General features: G+C 53.2%; 13 protein-coding genes. 11 read left to right on the forward strand and 2 right to left on the reverse strand.

Annotation, left to right across the window (positions count from 1 at the left end):
- Positions 1 to 35: 35 nt before the first annotated feature.
- The gene (locus MKX63_RS12140) at positions 36 to 845 is read left to right on the forward strand and encodes a DUF421 domain-containing protein (RefSeq protein WP_341017313.1); all 810 of its coding nucleotides are present in this window, start codon (positions 36 to 38) and stop codon (positions 843 to 845) included.
- Here the strand turns inward: MKX63_RS12140 and spoVB are convergent.
- Positions 842 to 2,443 carry a stage V sporulation protein B gene (gene spoVB, locus MKX63_RS12145; protein WP_341017314.1) on the reverse strand — a complete coding sequence of 534 codons (1,602 nt, stop codon included), beginning with the start codon at positions 2,441 to 2,443 and terminating at the stop codon, positions 842 to 844. The two genes, MKX63_RS12140 and spoVB, sit on opposite strands and share 4 nt — an antisense overlap.
- A gap of 214 nt (positions 2,444 to 2,657) precedes the next feature.
- Between spoVB and MKX63_RS12150 the strand changes: the two genes are divergently transcribed.
- The 6 genes from MKX63_RS12150 (at position 2,658) to MKX63_RS12175 (ending at position 9,404) form a co-directional block, all read left to right on the forward strand.
- Complete coding sequence (locus tag MKX63_RS12150; protein WP_341017315.1) at positions 2,658 to 2,909, forward strand: post-transcriptional regulator; 252 nt, start codon at positions 2,658 to 2,660, stop codon at positions 2,907 to 2,909.
- A gap of 232 nt (positions 2,910 to 3,141) precedes the next feature.
- Positions 3,142 to 4,395: a protein translocase subunit SecD gene (secD, locus tag MKX63_RS12155; protein WP_341017316.1), complete on the forward strand. Its 1,254-nt coding sequence runs from the start codon at positions 3,142 to 3,144 to the stop codon at positions 4,393 to 4,395.
- A complete protein-coding gene (secF, locus tag MKX63_RS12160) occupies positions 4,385 to 5,284 on the forward strand; it encodes a protein translocase subunit SecF (protein WP_341017318.1) in 900 nt (299 codons plus the stop codon). The genes secD and secF overlap by 11 nt, the downstream gene beginning before the upstream one ends.
- 123 nt (positions 5,285 to 5,407) lie before the next feature.
- On the forward strand, positions 5,408 to 6,373 hold the full coding sequence (locus tag MKX63_RS12165; protein ID WP_341017320.1) for a cation diffusion facilitator family transporter: 966 nt from the start codon (positions 5,408 to 5,410) through the stop codon (positions 6,371 to 6,373).
- Positions 6,374 to 6,402: 29 nt separating this feature from the next.
- Positions 6,403 to 8,805, forward strand: coding sequence for a single-stranded-DNA-specific exonuclease RecJ (recJ, locus tag MKX63_RS12170; protein ID WP_341017322.1), 2,403 nt, complete (start codon positions 6,403 to 6,405; stop codon positions 8,803 to 8,805).
- Between the two features lie 80 nt (positions 8,806 to 8,885).
- Entirely contained in the window at positions 8,886 to 9,404 is a 519-nt protein-coding gene (locus MKX63_RS12175) for an adenine phosphoribosyltransferase (protein ID WP_340757639.1), read from the forward strand.
- 97 nt (positions 9,405 to 9,501) lie between these two features.
- On the opposite strand, the gene uraA is transcribed toward MKX63_RS12175, so the two are convergent.
- Positions 9,502 to 10,812: a uracil permease gene (gene uraA, locus MKX63_RS12180; RefSeq protein ID WP_341017323.1), complete on the reverse strand. Its 1,311-nt coding sequence runs from the start codon at positions 10,810 to 10,812 to the stop codon at positions 9,502 to 9,504.
- Between the two features lie 312 nt (positions 10,813 to 11,124).
- Between uraA and MKX63_RS12185 the strand changes: the two genes are divergently transcribed.
- The 4 genes from MKX63_RS12185 (at position 11,125) to MKX63_RS12200 (ending at position 15,174) form a co-directional block, all read left to right on the forward strand.
- Positions 11,125 to 13,305, forward strand: a complete 2,181-nt coding sequence (locus MKX63_RS12185) for a RelA/SpoT family protein (RefSeq protein WP_036690535.1) — start codon at positions 11,125 to 11,127, stop codon at positions 13,303 to 13,305.
- Between the two features lie 30 nt (positions 13,306 to 13,335).
- The gene (gene dtd, locus MKX63_RS12190; RefSeq protein ID WP_036690534.1) at positions 13,336 to 13,779 is read left to right on the forward strand and encodes a D-aminoacyl-tRNA deacylase; all 444 of its coding nucleotides are present in this window, start codon (positions 13,336 to 13,338) and stop codon (positions 13,777 to 13,779) included.
- Between the two features lie 575 nt (positions 13,780 to 14,354).
- Positions 14,355 to 14,510, forward strand: coding sequence for a hypothetical protein (locus MKX63_RS12195; RefSeq protein ID WP_341017325.1), 156 nt, complete (start codon positions 14,355 to 14,357; stop codon positions 14,508 to 14,510).
- 157 nt (positions 14,511 to 14,667) lie between these two features.
- Positions 14,668 to 15,174 carry a type 1 glutamine amidotransferase domain-containing protein gene (locus MKX63_RS12200; protein WP_341017327.1) on the forward strand — a complete coding sequence of 169 codons (507 nt, stop codon included), beginning with the start codon at positions 14,668 to 14,670 and terminating at the stop codon, positions 15,172 to 15,174.
- Positions 15,175 to 15,223 lie beyond the last annotated feature (49 nt).

Below are 15,223 nucleotides of genomic sequence, written 5' to 3' on the forward strand. Positions count from 1 at the left end.
ATACGGTGGAGTAGCGGAAGGGGAGCGAAGAGAATATGTTCCAGCATATTACGACCCATGTCTTTCTCACCGTGCTGATGTATATCTTCATTTTCCTGAGCATGCGCATCATGGGCAAACGCGAAATCGGCAAGCTGTCTGTATTTGACCTGACCATTTCCATCATGATTGCCGAGATCGCTGTCTTTGTAATTGAGGATATCGAGCGCCCCATCTATGATGGTGTCGTTCCTATGGCGACTCTGGTGCTGATTCAGGTTATCGTCGCACAGCTCAGTCTGAAAAGCCGGAAGCTGCGCTTATTGGTGGATGGCAGACCCAGCATCCTGATTTCGGACGGGAAGATTCACCGGGGCGAAATGCGCAGGCAGCGGTATAACATTGATGATCTGCTATTGCAGCTCCGCGGGCAGAATATTGTCAGTCCCGCTGATGTGGAGTTCGCGATCCTGGAGACAAGCGGGCAGTTAACGGTGATTGAGAAGAATGCCAATGTCACCTCATCCAATCAGTCGGGCAACAGCAGCTCCGGCGCAGAGCGGAAGGAGAAGAACGGCGATAACCAGAAGGACTCCGGCGATGCTGAATCATCCGGCGGTGACTCTGCTTCTGTGAAGCTGCCGAAGCATAAGATCCGTTATGAAGGTCTGCCGATTCCGCTGATTATGGACGGGAAGGTGCAGGACGGCAATCTGGAGATGATCGGCAAGAACCGTTTCTGGCTTAGAACCCAGATCCGGCAGAAGGGTGTCTCTGATTTCCGGGATGTGTTCCTGTGCTCTGTGGATCATAAGGGGGAGCTCTATATTGCCCCGATTAGTCCCGATAAGGGGAAGCAGACCTAACTGCGCCAGCGTCTAAAAAAGGGCACCCGTTCCAGGTCACGCCTGGAGATCAGCCCGGATAACAGGCAGATGCTTAGATAGATGGCCATGCCACAAGTACCAGCGGCCAGAAATTGTATCCACTGCGACTGTGAGATCGGAACAGATGTATAGACATATGACATCCCGGCGGCCATGATGACCGTAGCGGCCAGGATTTTGAGCGGGTCCGACCAGCGTAAGGACATGGCGGTCAGCTTGACCACACTGTAGCCGTGCAGAAGCGTGACAAGCAGGCTGTTAACCATAATGGCGATGATGGCGCCCAGAATGCCGTATTCGGGACGGGAGGCCAGCAGGAGAATCAGCAGGATTTTGACAACGGCGCCTATCAGTGTATTAATCAGAGCCTTGCCCGGCCGGTCCATGGCCTGGAGGGCTGCCTGCAATGGAGCCTGTACGTAGAGAAACACAGCGAACGGGGCCATCATTCTAAGCATAGGTGCCGTATCCGCCGCATTGCCGTACATTAGTGTACAGAGCGGTACGGCAAGAATATACATAACGGCAGCAAACGGGGCACCGGTCACCATGGCGAGCCGCAGCGCCTGGTGCATTCTTTTATGAATCGTGGGGAGGTCGTTGCGGGCGGCGGCCTCGGATAAGGAAGGGACGAGGGAGACGGCCAGCGAGGAGCTAAGCACACCCGGCAACAGCAGCAGCGGAATCACCATTCCCTGCAGGGAACCATATTGTGCAGTTGCGGCGGCGGCCGCGATTCCGGCAAGCGCGAGGCTACGCACGGTAATAATGGATTCCAGAAGGTAAGAGAATGAGCCGATCAGCCGTCCGGCGGTTACCGGCACAGAAATACCGATCAGACGTTTTAAGACAGGTGTGGTTGTCTGTCCGGGCTCGCTTCCGGCACCGCCTTGTATATTCTGAGCAGTTACATCCACGGAAGGCGGGGGTTCGGACCTGTCTTTTTTGTCGTTAAAATAATATTGTCCCAGCAGGGCCAGCATTCCGGCGATCTCCCCCACAGTCACGCCAAGCATGGCACCTGCAGCGGCAAAGGCGATGCCCTTCGGCAGCAGCATCCAGGAGAACCACAGCATGAAGAAGATCCGGATGACCGATTCCAGCACGGAGGAGAAGGCCGAGGGAATCATGTTCTGCCTGCCTTGAAAGTATCCCCGGTAGATGGATGAGACGGCGACGATGGCGATCATGGGGGTCATGCTGACGAAGGTGTAATAGACACGCTGGTCCGTCAGAAGAACGCTGGATACCCAGGAGGCGCTGAACAGGGTGACGAAGGTGAACACAATGCCCAGCGATAAGCTGAGGGCAAGGCCGGCTTGCAGAATTTTGCGGGACTGCTCCGGGCGGTTCTCCCCTTCGGCTTCCGCTACCAGCTTAGCAATAGCCAGCGGGATTCCTCCTGTAATTACCGTAATAAGGACAATAAAAAACGGGTATCCGAGCTGGTACAGACCCACCCCCTCAGCGCCGATGATCCGGGGCAGGGCAATCCGGGGAATGAAGCCAAGCATCCGGTTAATGATACCGGCGAGCAGCAGGATGATCGTTCCTTGTATAAAGGTCTGTTTTCTCACAGGGCACTCCTTCTTCCTACATATGAGATGAAACTGCAGGTGAATTACCGCAATTATCAAGCCAGGCTTGTATAAGGATATGCCGGTACCGGTGCGCTGCATGACAAGCATTCTATAGACAAGTTTTTTGGCCGAAAGCAGGAAAGTATGAGCGTAAGGTCGAATACGTACCACTGAGCATACGTAATTGAGGAATCTTTGGAGGTGCCTGCACGTGGAATCGGAACAATGGACATATGACGAGCTTAGTGAAGAGATCGAAGCCATGTGCATCAGCAAAGCGGAGGAATTCCGGCTCCTCGGCTATGAATATGTGACCGGTAAGGATATTTGGGATTGCATCAGCCGCAACTATGCCAAGGAGGGAAGACCTCCCCTGCACAGGCTGGTCAATGACATCTACTCGCTTAAGTCAGGCAGTTATATGACTTATCTGACCTTGGCGGCCTACCGGGGATTGAATTAACGGGGGGATTGCCAAAAGGAACGATTTTCTTTTGCAAACGGGTACGGGAAGCAGTAAAGTAAGTAAAGAGTGTTCAGACTTGTCCTATCAAACGGAGGTATCCTCGCTGTGCAGCAGAACCTGCCGTTTCTTTGTGTGAATCAAGACACCGTCATTCCTCCTGAATTGACGGTCATTTCGCACGTAGCTATAATAGGAATATTGATGTAATGAAAGGGGAACTAGCTAGAGCATGAAGAGAATGTTGAGCTTTATCATTACCGTGGTCGTTCTAACAGGCGTCATGGTATTTACTACTCCCGGGCTGCTGGACAGAGTCCGTCTGGGTCTTGACCTCAAGGGCGGATTCGAAATTCTGTACCACGCAGAGCCAATGGATACGGGAGGAACTCTGACCCGCGCTTCGCTGCAGAAGACTGCTGAGAGTCTCGAGAAGCGGGCGAATGCACTCGGAACCAGCGAGCCTGAGGTGACCACCGAAGGAACGGACCGCATCCGTCTGAAGATCGCAGGTGTTACCGACGAAGCAGAGGTCCGCAAGAAAATGAAAGAACCCGCAGTTCTCACCTTCCGCAGTGCCAAGGAAGGGGATGCTCCCGGAGTATTCAGTAAGATTGAGCTTGTAGGCAGTGACTTCGTGGAAGGTGCGGCAGAGGTTCAACGCGATCAGCTCAACCGTCCCGAAATCAGCATCTCCATCAAAGACAAGAAGAAATTCGCAGAGATTACTGAGCGTCTGCTGGGTAAGGAACTTGCCATCTACCTGGATGAGAACCTGTTATCTGCGCCTCCAACGGTACGAGCTGTCCTGACCGATGGTAAGGCTTCGATCTCCGGGGGATATACCCTGGATGAAGCCCGTGAGATTGCCGATACGATCAACCTCGGTGCTTTGCCGCTGAAGCTGACAGAGAAATATTCCCAGAGCGTAGGGGCTACACTGGGTAAGCAATCCTTGGATGAGACCGTCAGAGCCGGTATTGTCGGTTCTGTGATTATTTTGATCTTCATGCTGCTTATGTACCGTCTTCCGGGCGTACTGGCCAGCTTCGCGCTGATCCTGCACACCTGGCTGCTGATTCTGGTATTTGTCCTGGCGGACTTTACGCTGACGCTTCCCGGGATCGCCGCGTTCATTCTCGGTATAGGGATGGCCGTCGACGCCAATATCATTACCAATGAACGGATCAGGGAAGAAATGCGCAGCGGTAAGGGCATTATGTCTTCCGTCAAAGCAGGGAACAAGACCTCCTTCCGTACAGTTATGGATGCGAATGTAACCACTATTATCGTAGCGGCTGTCATGTTCGCCTTCGGTACTGGTGCGGTCAAAGGCTTCGCGCTGATTCTGATCGTGGAAATTGTACTTAGTATCGTAACAAACCTTTATTTTGCCCACTGGCTGCTGACAGTGCTGGTTAAAGCCGGCGCACTCAACAAGCCGAAGCAATTTGGGGTAAAGGAGAGTGACATCAGTGCGCTTTAAGAAAGAGCTTGATTTCGTACATTTAAGTAAATTCTTCTATATCTTCTCGATTGCCCTTACTGTAGCGGGTCTGGTCTTTCTGGCAACCTTCGGCCTGAACTACAGCGTTGACTTCAAGGCCGGGTCCAATGTAGACGTAGCGCTCTCGAAGAGTGTTACGCTGGCTGAGCTTCAGCCAGCCTTAAAGGATGCGGGCATCGAGCATGAACCCACCATTACCGTCGGCGACAAGCGCGTCAACATCCGCTATGATCAAGAGCTGAGTGATGCACAAAGTGAGACCCTCAAGAAGTCAATCAACAAGATTGATGACAAGGCGTCTTTTGAAATCAATACCGTAGATACCGAGATGGCTAAGGAGCTGGCCCGTAATGCGATCTATTCCGTGCTGCTCTCCAGTATCGGGATTATCATCTATGTAAGTATCCGTTTTGAATGGCGTTTTGCGCTGGCGTCCATTGTGGCACTGCTTCATGACGCATTCATGGTAGTGGCGGTCTTCTCGATCTTCCGTCTGGAGGTTGATATTACCTTCATTGTCGCGGTGCTGACCATTATCGGTTACTCGATTAATGATACGATCGTTATCTTTGACCGGATACGCGAGAATCTGCGCTTCGGCAAGCAGAAGTCGTATGAGGACTTGAAGCACCTGGTTAACAAAAGTGTAATGCAGACACTCATGCGTTCTCTTTATACAGCCTTCACCGTATTTATTGCTGCATTCTTCCTGCTGATTATGGGCGGGGAGTCGATCCGCATGTTCTCGCTGGCCATGGTTATCGGTCTGCTCTTCGGAGCATATTCATCGATCTTCATTGCAAGTCCGCTCTGGCTGCTCCTGAAAAAGAATCAGAAGCCTGCGGCGAAGACCCCGGCCAAAGCCTAATAACCGGTTATTCTGTAAAAGCCGCGTCTGTAGCGACGCGGCTTTTCGGAATCTTCGGGTCAGGGCGTCTTGCTTGATTTCATCATCATGAGTTTACCTGCTAGTGGTAAGGAGGGCCTCGTTATGAATGACAAACCATTACCCCGGAAACAAACTGTTGCCTGGACCGGAATCCTAAGTGATGTTCTGCTCGCTGTAGCTAAGGGAAGTATCGGTTATATATCAGGCAGCAAAGCATTGTTGGGGGATGCAATCTATTCCGGAGCAGATGCCGCTGCCAGAGCGGCAGGGGTGATTCCGTGGAACCTGAAGCAGAGTCACAAGGCGGCAGGCTCAGCGGAACGCGGCCGGACTGCGCAAGGAAGCAGGGAGCCGATGGCGGCTATTCTGTTCTCCGTGCTGATTATTATGGGCGGGCTGCAGGTTGCTTTCTCTGCTATCCGTGATTTGACAAGGGGACATCTGTCGGCACCGGAGGAGTCAGCACTTGTTGCTGTCCTGCTGTGCATTGTGTTCAAAGAGGCTGTATTTCAATACCAGTACCGTTATTTCAAAAAAAAGGGTGACGGCAGTCACGCGGCTTATGCCGACAGCCACCGGTTCAGCCTGTATACATCTATAACTGTATTTATCGGGATTGCCCTGGCCATAACCGGAGGATACTTGAACTGGCATCCTCTGCTCTACATGGACCCCATCGCAGCTCTGTTGACCGGATGTCTGATTCTCCGCAAAGGCTATTCATTAATTGCTTCCTCTGTATACAGCAAGAAGATTCAGGAGCTTCCTTCCGAGGAAGCAGCCAGCTTCATTGAGACGGTTCAGCGGGTACACGGAGTCATCCGGGTGGAGCAGCTCCGGGCGCTGGAGGAAGGCAACTATGTGAATCTGCATGTGAAGATTAGTGTGAATCCGCGGATCAGCGTGATGGAGGCACAGGATATTTCGGAATGCGCAAGGAAGCTGCTGCAGCACCGGTTCGTTCATGTCGGTGAGGTTCATATGGATGTTGTGCCGTATGATCCGGGTTATCCTTATAAAAGCAATCACGAGCTCGTGGACAACGATATTCCCACGCTGCTTCAGTAGTCTGCAAGGTGAGAGAAAGGTGAGCTGTATTGCTTCATTCAAAAACAAGCTGGCAATCTCCGGCAGCCGATTCCGAGCGTATTCAGGAACTGGCCCGGAGCCTTTCTATTTCTCCGCTCCTTTCTTCACTGCTGGTGCAAAGAGGTATGGATACCGCTGACAAGGCGCGAGTATTCATGGATGGAGGAGCGGAAGATAGACATGATCCATTCCTGCTCAAAGGAATGGCGGAAGCGGTGCCGCGGATTCAGAAGGCACTGCAAGAGGAAGAGCATATTCTGGTGTACGGTGATTATGATGCAGACGGGGTATCCAGCACAGCGCTGATGATCTACCTGTTGCGTCATCTCGGCGCCTCCTTTGACATTTATATTCCCCACCGCTCCAATGAAGGCTATGGACTGCATAATCATGCGCTGGACTGGGCGGTCCAGCAGGGTGTATCTCTCGTCATTACGGTTGATACTGGTATCAGTGCCTATCATCAGATTGCCTACGCCTCTGAGCTTGGCATTGATGTTATTGTCACGGACCATCATGAGCCGCCGGAGCTGCTGCCTGAGGCCTATGCCCTGATTAACCCGAAGCTGCCGGACTGCCCGTATCCGTTCAAGGGTCTGGCCGGAGTGGGGGTGGCTTACAAGCTGGCTGAGGCGCTCCTGGGCAGCGAAGTGCCGGAGGAATGGTGTGAGATTGCCGCCATCGGTACCGTAGCTGACCTGATGCCGCTGCTGGGCGAGAACCGCAGTCTGGTGCGCAGAGGCCTCAGCAGCATGCGGAATTCCGCGTTCCCCGGCATCCGGGCGCTGCTCTCGGTGGGCGGTATTGCCATGAACACCGTCAGTGCGGTGAATATCGCCTTCGGGATGGCTCCGCGTATCAATGCCAGCGGAAGACTGGATCATGCTGGCCGGGCGGTTACACTGCTGACCACAGAAGATTCGGCGGAAGCAGAGCAGTTTGCCGGTGAGCTGGATCTGCTGAACAAGGAACGCCAACTGGTTGTGGAGCGAATTGTTACTGAAGCCACAGCCAAGCTGGAGGAGAGAATCAGCCGGAGCGGACTGCCGGATATTATTGTGCTGGCGGACCAGGGCTGGAATGTCGGCGTAGTCGGCATTGTGGCCTCCAAGCTGCTGGAGCGGTATTACCGTCCGGTCATTATTCTGGACATTCATCCGGAGACCGGGATGTGCAAGGGCTCTGCCCGCTCCATCCCGGGTCTCGATATCTATGCGGCCTTATCCTCATGCGCCGAATTGATGGACCACTTCGGAGGACATCCGGCCGCTGCCGGGATGAGTCTGCCGCAGGGCAAGCTGGAAGCCTTCGATGCTGCGCTGAATAGCTATGCTGCGTCTGTTCTGACACCGGAGGACTTCGTAGCGGTTACAGCTGCGGACGGCGAAGTCTCCATTGCCGATCTGACCCTCCAGGCTGCGCTTGAGCTGGAGCGGCTTGCGCCGTTCGGCATGGCTAATCCGCTGCCAAGATTCATTCTGCGCGGAGCGGTTGTGAAGGAGACAAGGAAGATGGGCCAGGAGGGTAAGCACCTGAAGCTTGTGCTCCAGCAGGACAAGCTGACGATTGAAGCTGTAGCCTTCGGCAAGGGTCCACTGGCTGAGCTGCTGCCGGACGGCACAGCCGTGGATGTACTGGCAGAGCTGTCCGTCAATGAATGGAACGGCTCGCGCAAGCCTCAGCTGATGCTGCAGGATCTGGCGGTGCCGAAGGCGCAGCTGTTCGATCTGCGCGGCGCAGCTGATGCTGTCAAGCAGGCAGCGCATATTCAGGAGCTGCTCCGCACCTATAGCGGCAGCAATCCGGGCCGGAGTGCTGCGGTCTTCCAGAACAGCCGGACGACGCCGCTGCGTGATCTTAAGGGCATGTCCCTCTGGGTATACGATGAGTCTGCCGGGATCTCTGCTGTACATCAGCCGGAAGGCGCGCATGATGAAGAGGGACTGTCGCTGCTCTGTGTGCTGGATATGCCCGAGTCCCCGGAACAGCTGGAAGCGCTGTTTACTGCTTTTCCTGAGGCGGAGAACATTGCCCTGCTGCATTCGATCCGTGACGGGCGTGACCGTCTGCAGGTTCCTACCCGTGATCATTTCAAATTGTTATATAAATGGATTGCCGCAATCGCTGCAGCTCCAACTCCTGAGCATGAAGTGCTGCTGCGGCTCAGCCGCCAGTCGGCGCTTGGTGTGCGTATGGTGAGCAGAATGCTGGATGTATTCGATGAGCTTGACTTCATTGAGCGCAGCGGCGGCACAATTACTTTTGTTCCGCAGCCTGCCGCCAAGAGTCTGAGCACATCAGAGCATTTCGTCAGACTGGGCAAGACGGCGGAGATGGAGCAGTATTTCATGGAAGGCAGCCGCAGTGAATTGCAGGAATTCATGCTGTCACGACGTTTAGGGGCCTCATAACAGCTGTACATGCTGTCACGGTCATTGGTTTGAGTAACTTCAGCGGGGTGATCCCCGCTTACTTTTAGGAGATGATGATGTTGGATTTCAAAAACAATATTCGCGTAATTCCGGATTTCCCCCAGGCAGGAATCAGCTTCAAAGATATTACTACGCTGCTGAAGGACGGCGCTGCATACCGTGCTGCCATCGATGAGCTTAAGGCCCTGGTAGCCCACCTGGAGATCGACGTCATTGCCGGACCGGAGGCGCGCGGCTTTGTAGTGGGTGCGCCGCTGGCTTATGCGCTGGGGGTAGGCTTCGTGCCAATCCGTAAAAGCGGCAAGCTTCCTTATGAGACAATCGAAGTAGGCTATGATCTGGAATACGGCAAGGATACCCTTGCTGTGCATACCGATGCGATCAAGCCAGGCCAGAAGGTGCTGATTGCGGATGATCTGCTGGCTACAGGCGGTACGATTGCTACTTCTGTTAACCTGGTAGAGCAGCTTGGCGGCCAGGTGGTCGGCGCTGCATTCCTGATCGAATTGACAGCTCTGTCCGGACGGGACAAGCTGTCCGATATTGAAGTGGTTACCTTGTTGACTTACGAGGATTAATCCCGGTGCCCGGCAACTTTTCCCGGGAAATAAAAAGCGGACTGTTGTCGAATGAAGACAGCAGTCCGCTTTTTATATTTTAACAGATGAGAATCACTTAATGTGCCGATTTGTCAGCTTCCTGTTCATTGGACAGGCCCAGAACCTCGATCAGCTTGAAGAGCAGGGCGAGAACCATACCGACGATAGTCGCCAGTGCCATTCCCTTCAGTTCTACACCGCCAAGCTTCAGCGAAATGCCGCTGATGCCGACAACCAGGACGAGCGTAGCCAGAATCATGTTGGTGGCTTTGGAGAAATCGACCTTCTGTTCAACGAAGATACGCAGGCCTGATGCCGCAATAACCCCGAACAACAGCAGGGATACACCGCCCATGACCGGCAGAGGAATGTTGGCAATGACCGAGGAGAATGTTCCGGAGAACGACAACACAATGGCGATTACAGCAGCCCCCGCGATAACATATACCGAGTATACCTTGGTCAGAGCCATTACGCCGATATTCTCACCATAAGTGGTATTAGGCGTAGACCCCAGGAATCCAGACAGTACAGTAGAAATCCCGTTGCCCATCAGTGAGCGGTCCAGTCCCGGGTCCTTGGTCAGGTCCTTGCCGACGATATTGCTGGTAACCAGCAAATGGCCGATATGCTCTACAATGACTACAAGTGATACCGGAATGATCGTCAGAATAACCTGCCAGTTGAAGGATGGGGTAATAATAGTGGGATGCGAGAGGAAGCTTGCTTGAGAGATGGCACCAGTATTCACCTCACCCAAGATATAAGCGAGTACATAACCGGTAACGATACCGATGAGGATGTGAATGATTTTGGGGAAGCCGCGGAACAGCACGGAGCCGAGCACGGTAACACCGAGTGTGACGAGCGACAGGGTAATGGCTTTGCCGTCAGGCGTCCAGTCAGCGGTAGCTACACCCTCAGGAGCAATGAGTCCGGCCATCCGTGCGGCTACAGGCACAAGCTCAAGTCCGATCGTGGCAACAATTGCTCCCATAACTGCCGGAGGGAACACGACATCAATCCAGCCGGTACCGGCATAACGTACAATTAAGGCCACAAGAATGAATATAACGCCAGTCACGATAAAAGCGCCCAGTGCAAGCGAATATCCGCGCTCATGATCGCCGGCATGCTCTTTGAGCACAAGCAGCACGGGAGAGATGAAGGCAAAGCTTGAACCCAAATAGGCGGGGATTTTGCCGCGGCAGATCAGAATGTAGAGCAAGGTGCCGATACCGTTCATCAGCAGGATCATGCCGGGATCTACCCCGAACAGGTTGGGAACAAGCACGGTGCTGCCGAACATGGCGAACAGATGCTGAAGACTCAGGAGGAAGCCCGGGCCCCAAGGGAGTCTTTCGTTAACTTGAATTTCGCGTTGCAATGGAGTTCACTTCTCTTTCTGATCTAATTTGATTTGACAATTCTTATCTTATAAAAAACCGCCTTTACTAGATTAAATAGATCGGCGGGTTTTTACAACAACATTTTTACCCGTGCCACAAAATTGTCTTTTCTTGACCCTTTCCCTGACAGGAATACCACGCTATGGCAAGTGTTGACGGAATCCCTCGTAAGCGTCATAATTATAGACAACTTTAACCTGAGCGTAATGCAGCCGGGAACGCACGGAACCTGCAAATTCTGCATGCTTGCAGGTTCATTTTATTATAGAAGGGAAACGGATACGACGAGAATGGGCATAGAGCAATTAACCGAAAAGGCTGGCGCCTATATAAAAGAAAAAGATCTTCTCCGCATCCGTGAAGCTTATGAATTCGCCGATCAGGCTCATCACGGGCAGGTCCGGAAGTCGGGGGAGCCATACATTCTGCATCCGCTCGCGGTCGCAGATATTGTCGTCAATATGCAAATGGATGTCATATCCATTATTGCTGCGCTGCTGCATGATGTTGTGGAAGATACGACAGTGTCCCTGGAGCAGATCCGCACGAAATTTGGCGATACCTGCGCAATGCTTGTGGACGGCTTGACCAAGCTGGAACGCATCCGCTTCCGCTCCAAGGAGGAGCAGCAGAACGAGAACTACCGCAAGATGTTCATCGCTATGGCGCAGGATATCCGGGTAATCGTGATTAAGCTGGCGGACCGTCTGCATAATATGCGTACGCTCAAATACCAGTCCGAAGAGAGTCAGCGCCGGATTTCTTATGAGACGCTGGAGATCTTTTGTCCCATTGCGGACCGGCTGGGGATCTCTGCGATCAAGTGGGAGATGGAGGATATTGCGCTCCGTTACCTGAATCCGCAGCAGTACTACCGGATTGCCAACCTTGTACACAAGAAACGGGCAGAACGTGAGCAGTTCATTGACAGTGTCATCGGCCGCATCCGCGCCAAGCTGGATGAAATGGGCATCGAAGGCGATCTCTCGGGACGCCCGAAGCATATCTACAGTGTCTATAACAAGATGAACACGAAGAACAAGCAGTTCAACGAGATCTATGATCTGCTCGCTATCCGCATTATCGTCGACAATATTAAGGATTGTTATGCCACTTTGGGTATTATTCATACGCTTTGGAAGCCGATGCCCGGTCGTTTCAAGGACTATATTGCTATGCCCAAGGCGAACATGTATCAGTCTTTGCATACAACCGTAGTTGGTCCGGGAGGAGAGCCGACGGAGGTGCAGATCCGCACCTGGGAGATGCACCGCACGGCCGAATTCGGGATCGCCGCGCACTGGGCGTACAAGGAAGGCAGCAGCAACAACGTCAATCCCGAGAACCGAATGCCGTTCTTCCGCGAGATCCTGGAGCTGCAGCATGAAGCCAAGGATGCCGAAGAATTCGTGGAGTCGCTCAAAATGGACTTCTTCTCCGATCTGGTCTTCGTATTCACGCCTAAGGGTGAGGTAGTAGAGCTGCCTGCCGGCTCGGTGCCGCTGGATTTCGCGTTCCGCATCCATACCGAGGTCGGGAACCGGACGATCGGCTCCAAGGTGAACGGGCGTATCGTGCCGCTTGACCATAAGCTGAAGACCGGAGATATCGTGGAGATTCTGACCTCGAAGAATTCGTACGGTCCGAGCCGCGATTGGCTGAAGATTGCCCAGTCCTCGCATGCGCGGAGCAAGATCAAGCAGTGGTTCAAGAAGGAGAAGCGCGAGGAGAACGTCGAGAAGGGCCGGGAGGCTATCGAACGCGAGCTGAAGCGCCTGAACGTAGAGGTCTCTGACTGGCTGACGGAGGACAAATTATCGGAGGCAGCGAAGAAGTTCGCCTTCAATGATGTGGAGGATATGCTGTCGGCGGTCGGCTTCGGCGGGATTACTGCGGCGCAGATCGCTTCCAAGCTGACCGAGAAGCTGCGTAAGGACCAGGAGGAGGCCGCAGGCCATCTGGAGCTTACCTCTGAGATGAAGGCAATCAAATCCAGCGGAGAGAAGCGCAACCAGCCGACCAACGGGGTCCGTGTCAAGGGGATTGACAATCTGCTGGTGCGCTTCGCACGATGTTGTAATCCCGTGCCGGGCGACGATATTATCGGCTATGTGACCCGTGGCCGGGGCGTATCGGTACACCGGGAGGATTGTCCGAACATTCCGAACGAGATGGACGGAGAGGAAGCGGCCCGCGTGATCGAAGTGGAGTGGGAAGGCAGTATGGAGGCTAATTACAGCGTCGATATTGAGATTACCGGCCATGACCGCAATGGGCTGCTGAATGAGGTGCTGCAGGCGGTATCGGAGAGCAAGACCAATATTTCAGCGGTCACCGGGCGCTCCGACAAGAACAAGATGGCGATGATCCATATGACGATTCTGATCCGCAACACTGATCACCTGCAGTCTGTGGTCGACAAAGTGAAGCGGGTCAAGGATGTCTATACTGTTAACCGCATTATGCAATAGAGGTGCTAAGGCAAGGAGCTGAAGAATGAGATGAGAGTAGTTGTGCAGCGCTGCAAGAACTCCAGTGTGACGGTGGACGGAGCAGTGACCGGAGCGATTGGAGAGGGCCTGCTGCTGCTGGTCGGCGTAACCCATGAGGATACGGAGAAGGATGCCAAGTATTTGGCTGACAAGGTCGCCGGACTGCGGATTTTTGAAGATGCGGCTGGTAAAATGAACCACAGTGTGACGGAGGCCGGCGGGGCCATTCTGTCCGTCTCACAGTTCACGCTGTACGGGGACTGCCGCAAGGGCAGACGTCCCAACTTCATGGCAGCAGCGGCTCCGGCTGAGGCAGAGCGCCTCTACGACTACTTCAACCAGGAGCTGCGTGCCGGAGGACTGCAGGTAGAGACCGGTGTGTTCGGAGCGATGATGGATGTCGCCCTGACCAACTGGGGACCGGTTACGCTGCTGTTGGACAGCAAGGGTTAGAAATGGAGGCGGCAGACACCGCCTTAACTGTATATGATATATCACGGGACTCCACATGGTGGGGTCCTTTTTTGCCGAGATAGCAAAACTTATGTATGTATGGTATCTCATCATGTATCCTTCTATTTCCCGCAGAAACGGTACCTTCTCTACAAAGGCATAGCCGTTTCCGCTTGGGTGAAAGAACGCTTGATTGCGCTGAACGGGGGGATACAGGTGCATTGGAGTAGTGGGGGCGGGAACGCAAGTGGAATTTGTACAACTAATTACTCGAGAATGTCATACTGCGCCATAGCAAATGGAAAAGTAACACTTAATTATCCTCTTTATTCTCCACCGCCTGATATTGAAAGAATTAACTGTACATTATCCAACTGCTGCTCCTAACTACAGTAAAAAGACAAAATTAAGTGTGCTTTTTCCAACTCTTTCGTCGGGAGAGTAGCATCTGGATGGTGTGGAATTCCCAATTGCCCGCGGTGTCTGTTCAGAGAATTAGCAAGCGGGATAGCAGCAGCCCTGCTTGGATAGACTATGAATGATGCACCATTATTCAAGTGCGGGGAGCAAGCAAAATGAGACAAGCACCACAAGCATGGATGTGGAACATGATTCAGGCCCATGTGGCCGGGTCGATGACCGAAGCTTCAGCGACAGCCAAGGAAGCCGGCGACCCGAAGGAGCCGCAGGGACTCCAGCGCAGAGGCCGCGGTCTTTTGCCGCGTACCTGACCGGGGAGAAGGTATGCGGGAGCGGATTTTTTTAAGCAGGGAGGCAGTACGTACGGAACAGAATTTATGGTAACTGCTTAGGCTTCGTTATAAAGCGGGGGAATGAGGGTAATAGATTGACGAGACGATAGCAGCCCAGAAAGGAGATATGGATCTCATGAGTAAAGTAGCTTTTCTGCTTGCCAATGACTTTGAAGATTCTGAAATGAAGGTTCCTTACGAAGAAGTTTTACAGGCAGGACATCAGGCAGAAATCATCGGTCTGAAGAAAAATGAGACCCTGCTCGGCAAACAAGGGAGCGTATCCTATGCCGCCGATAAAGCGGTCAGCGAGGTCACAGCGGAAGAGTATGATGCGATAGTCATTCCAGGCGGATCTTCGCCGGAGAATCTCCGTCTTGACCCGGATGTTCTGCAATTCGTGAAGGATGCTGACCGTGCAGGCAAGCCGATTGCCGCGATCTGCCACGGCCCGCAGATTCTGATCAGTGCTGAACTGCTGCAAGGCCGCACCCTTACCTCCTATCCGCCGCTGAAGGATGATCTGATCAATGCCGGCGCGGAGTTCAAGGATGAAGAGGTCGTCGTAGACGGCAACTACATTACTTCACGCACACCCAAGGATGAGCCCGCTTTTGTGCGTGAGCTGCTTAAGGTGTTGTAATACATGAAATACATGCATAACCCGTTTGGCATAATACAACTTTATGGGA

Origin of the sequence: Paenibacillus sp. FSL R7-0179, assembly GCF_038002265.1 — a bacterium.
GTDB lineage: Bacteria > Bacillota > Bacilli > Paenibacillales > Paenibacillaceae > Paenibacillus_AQ.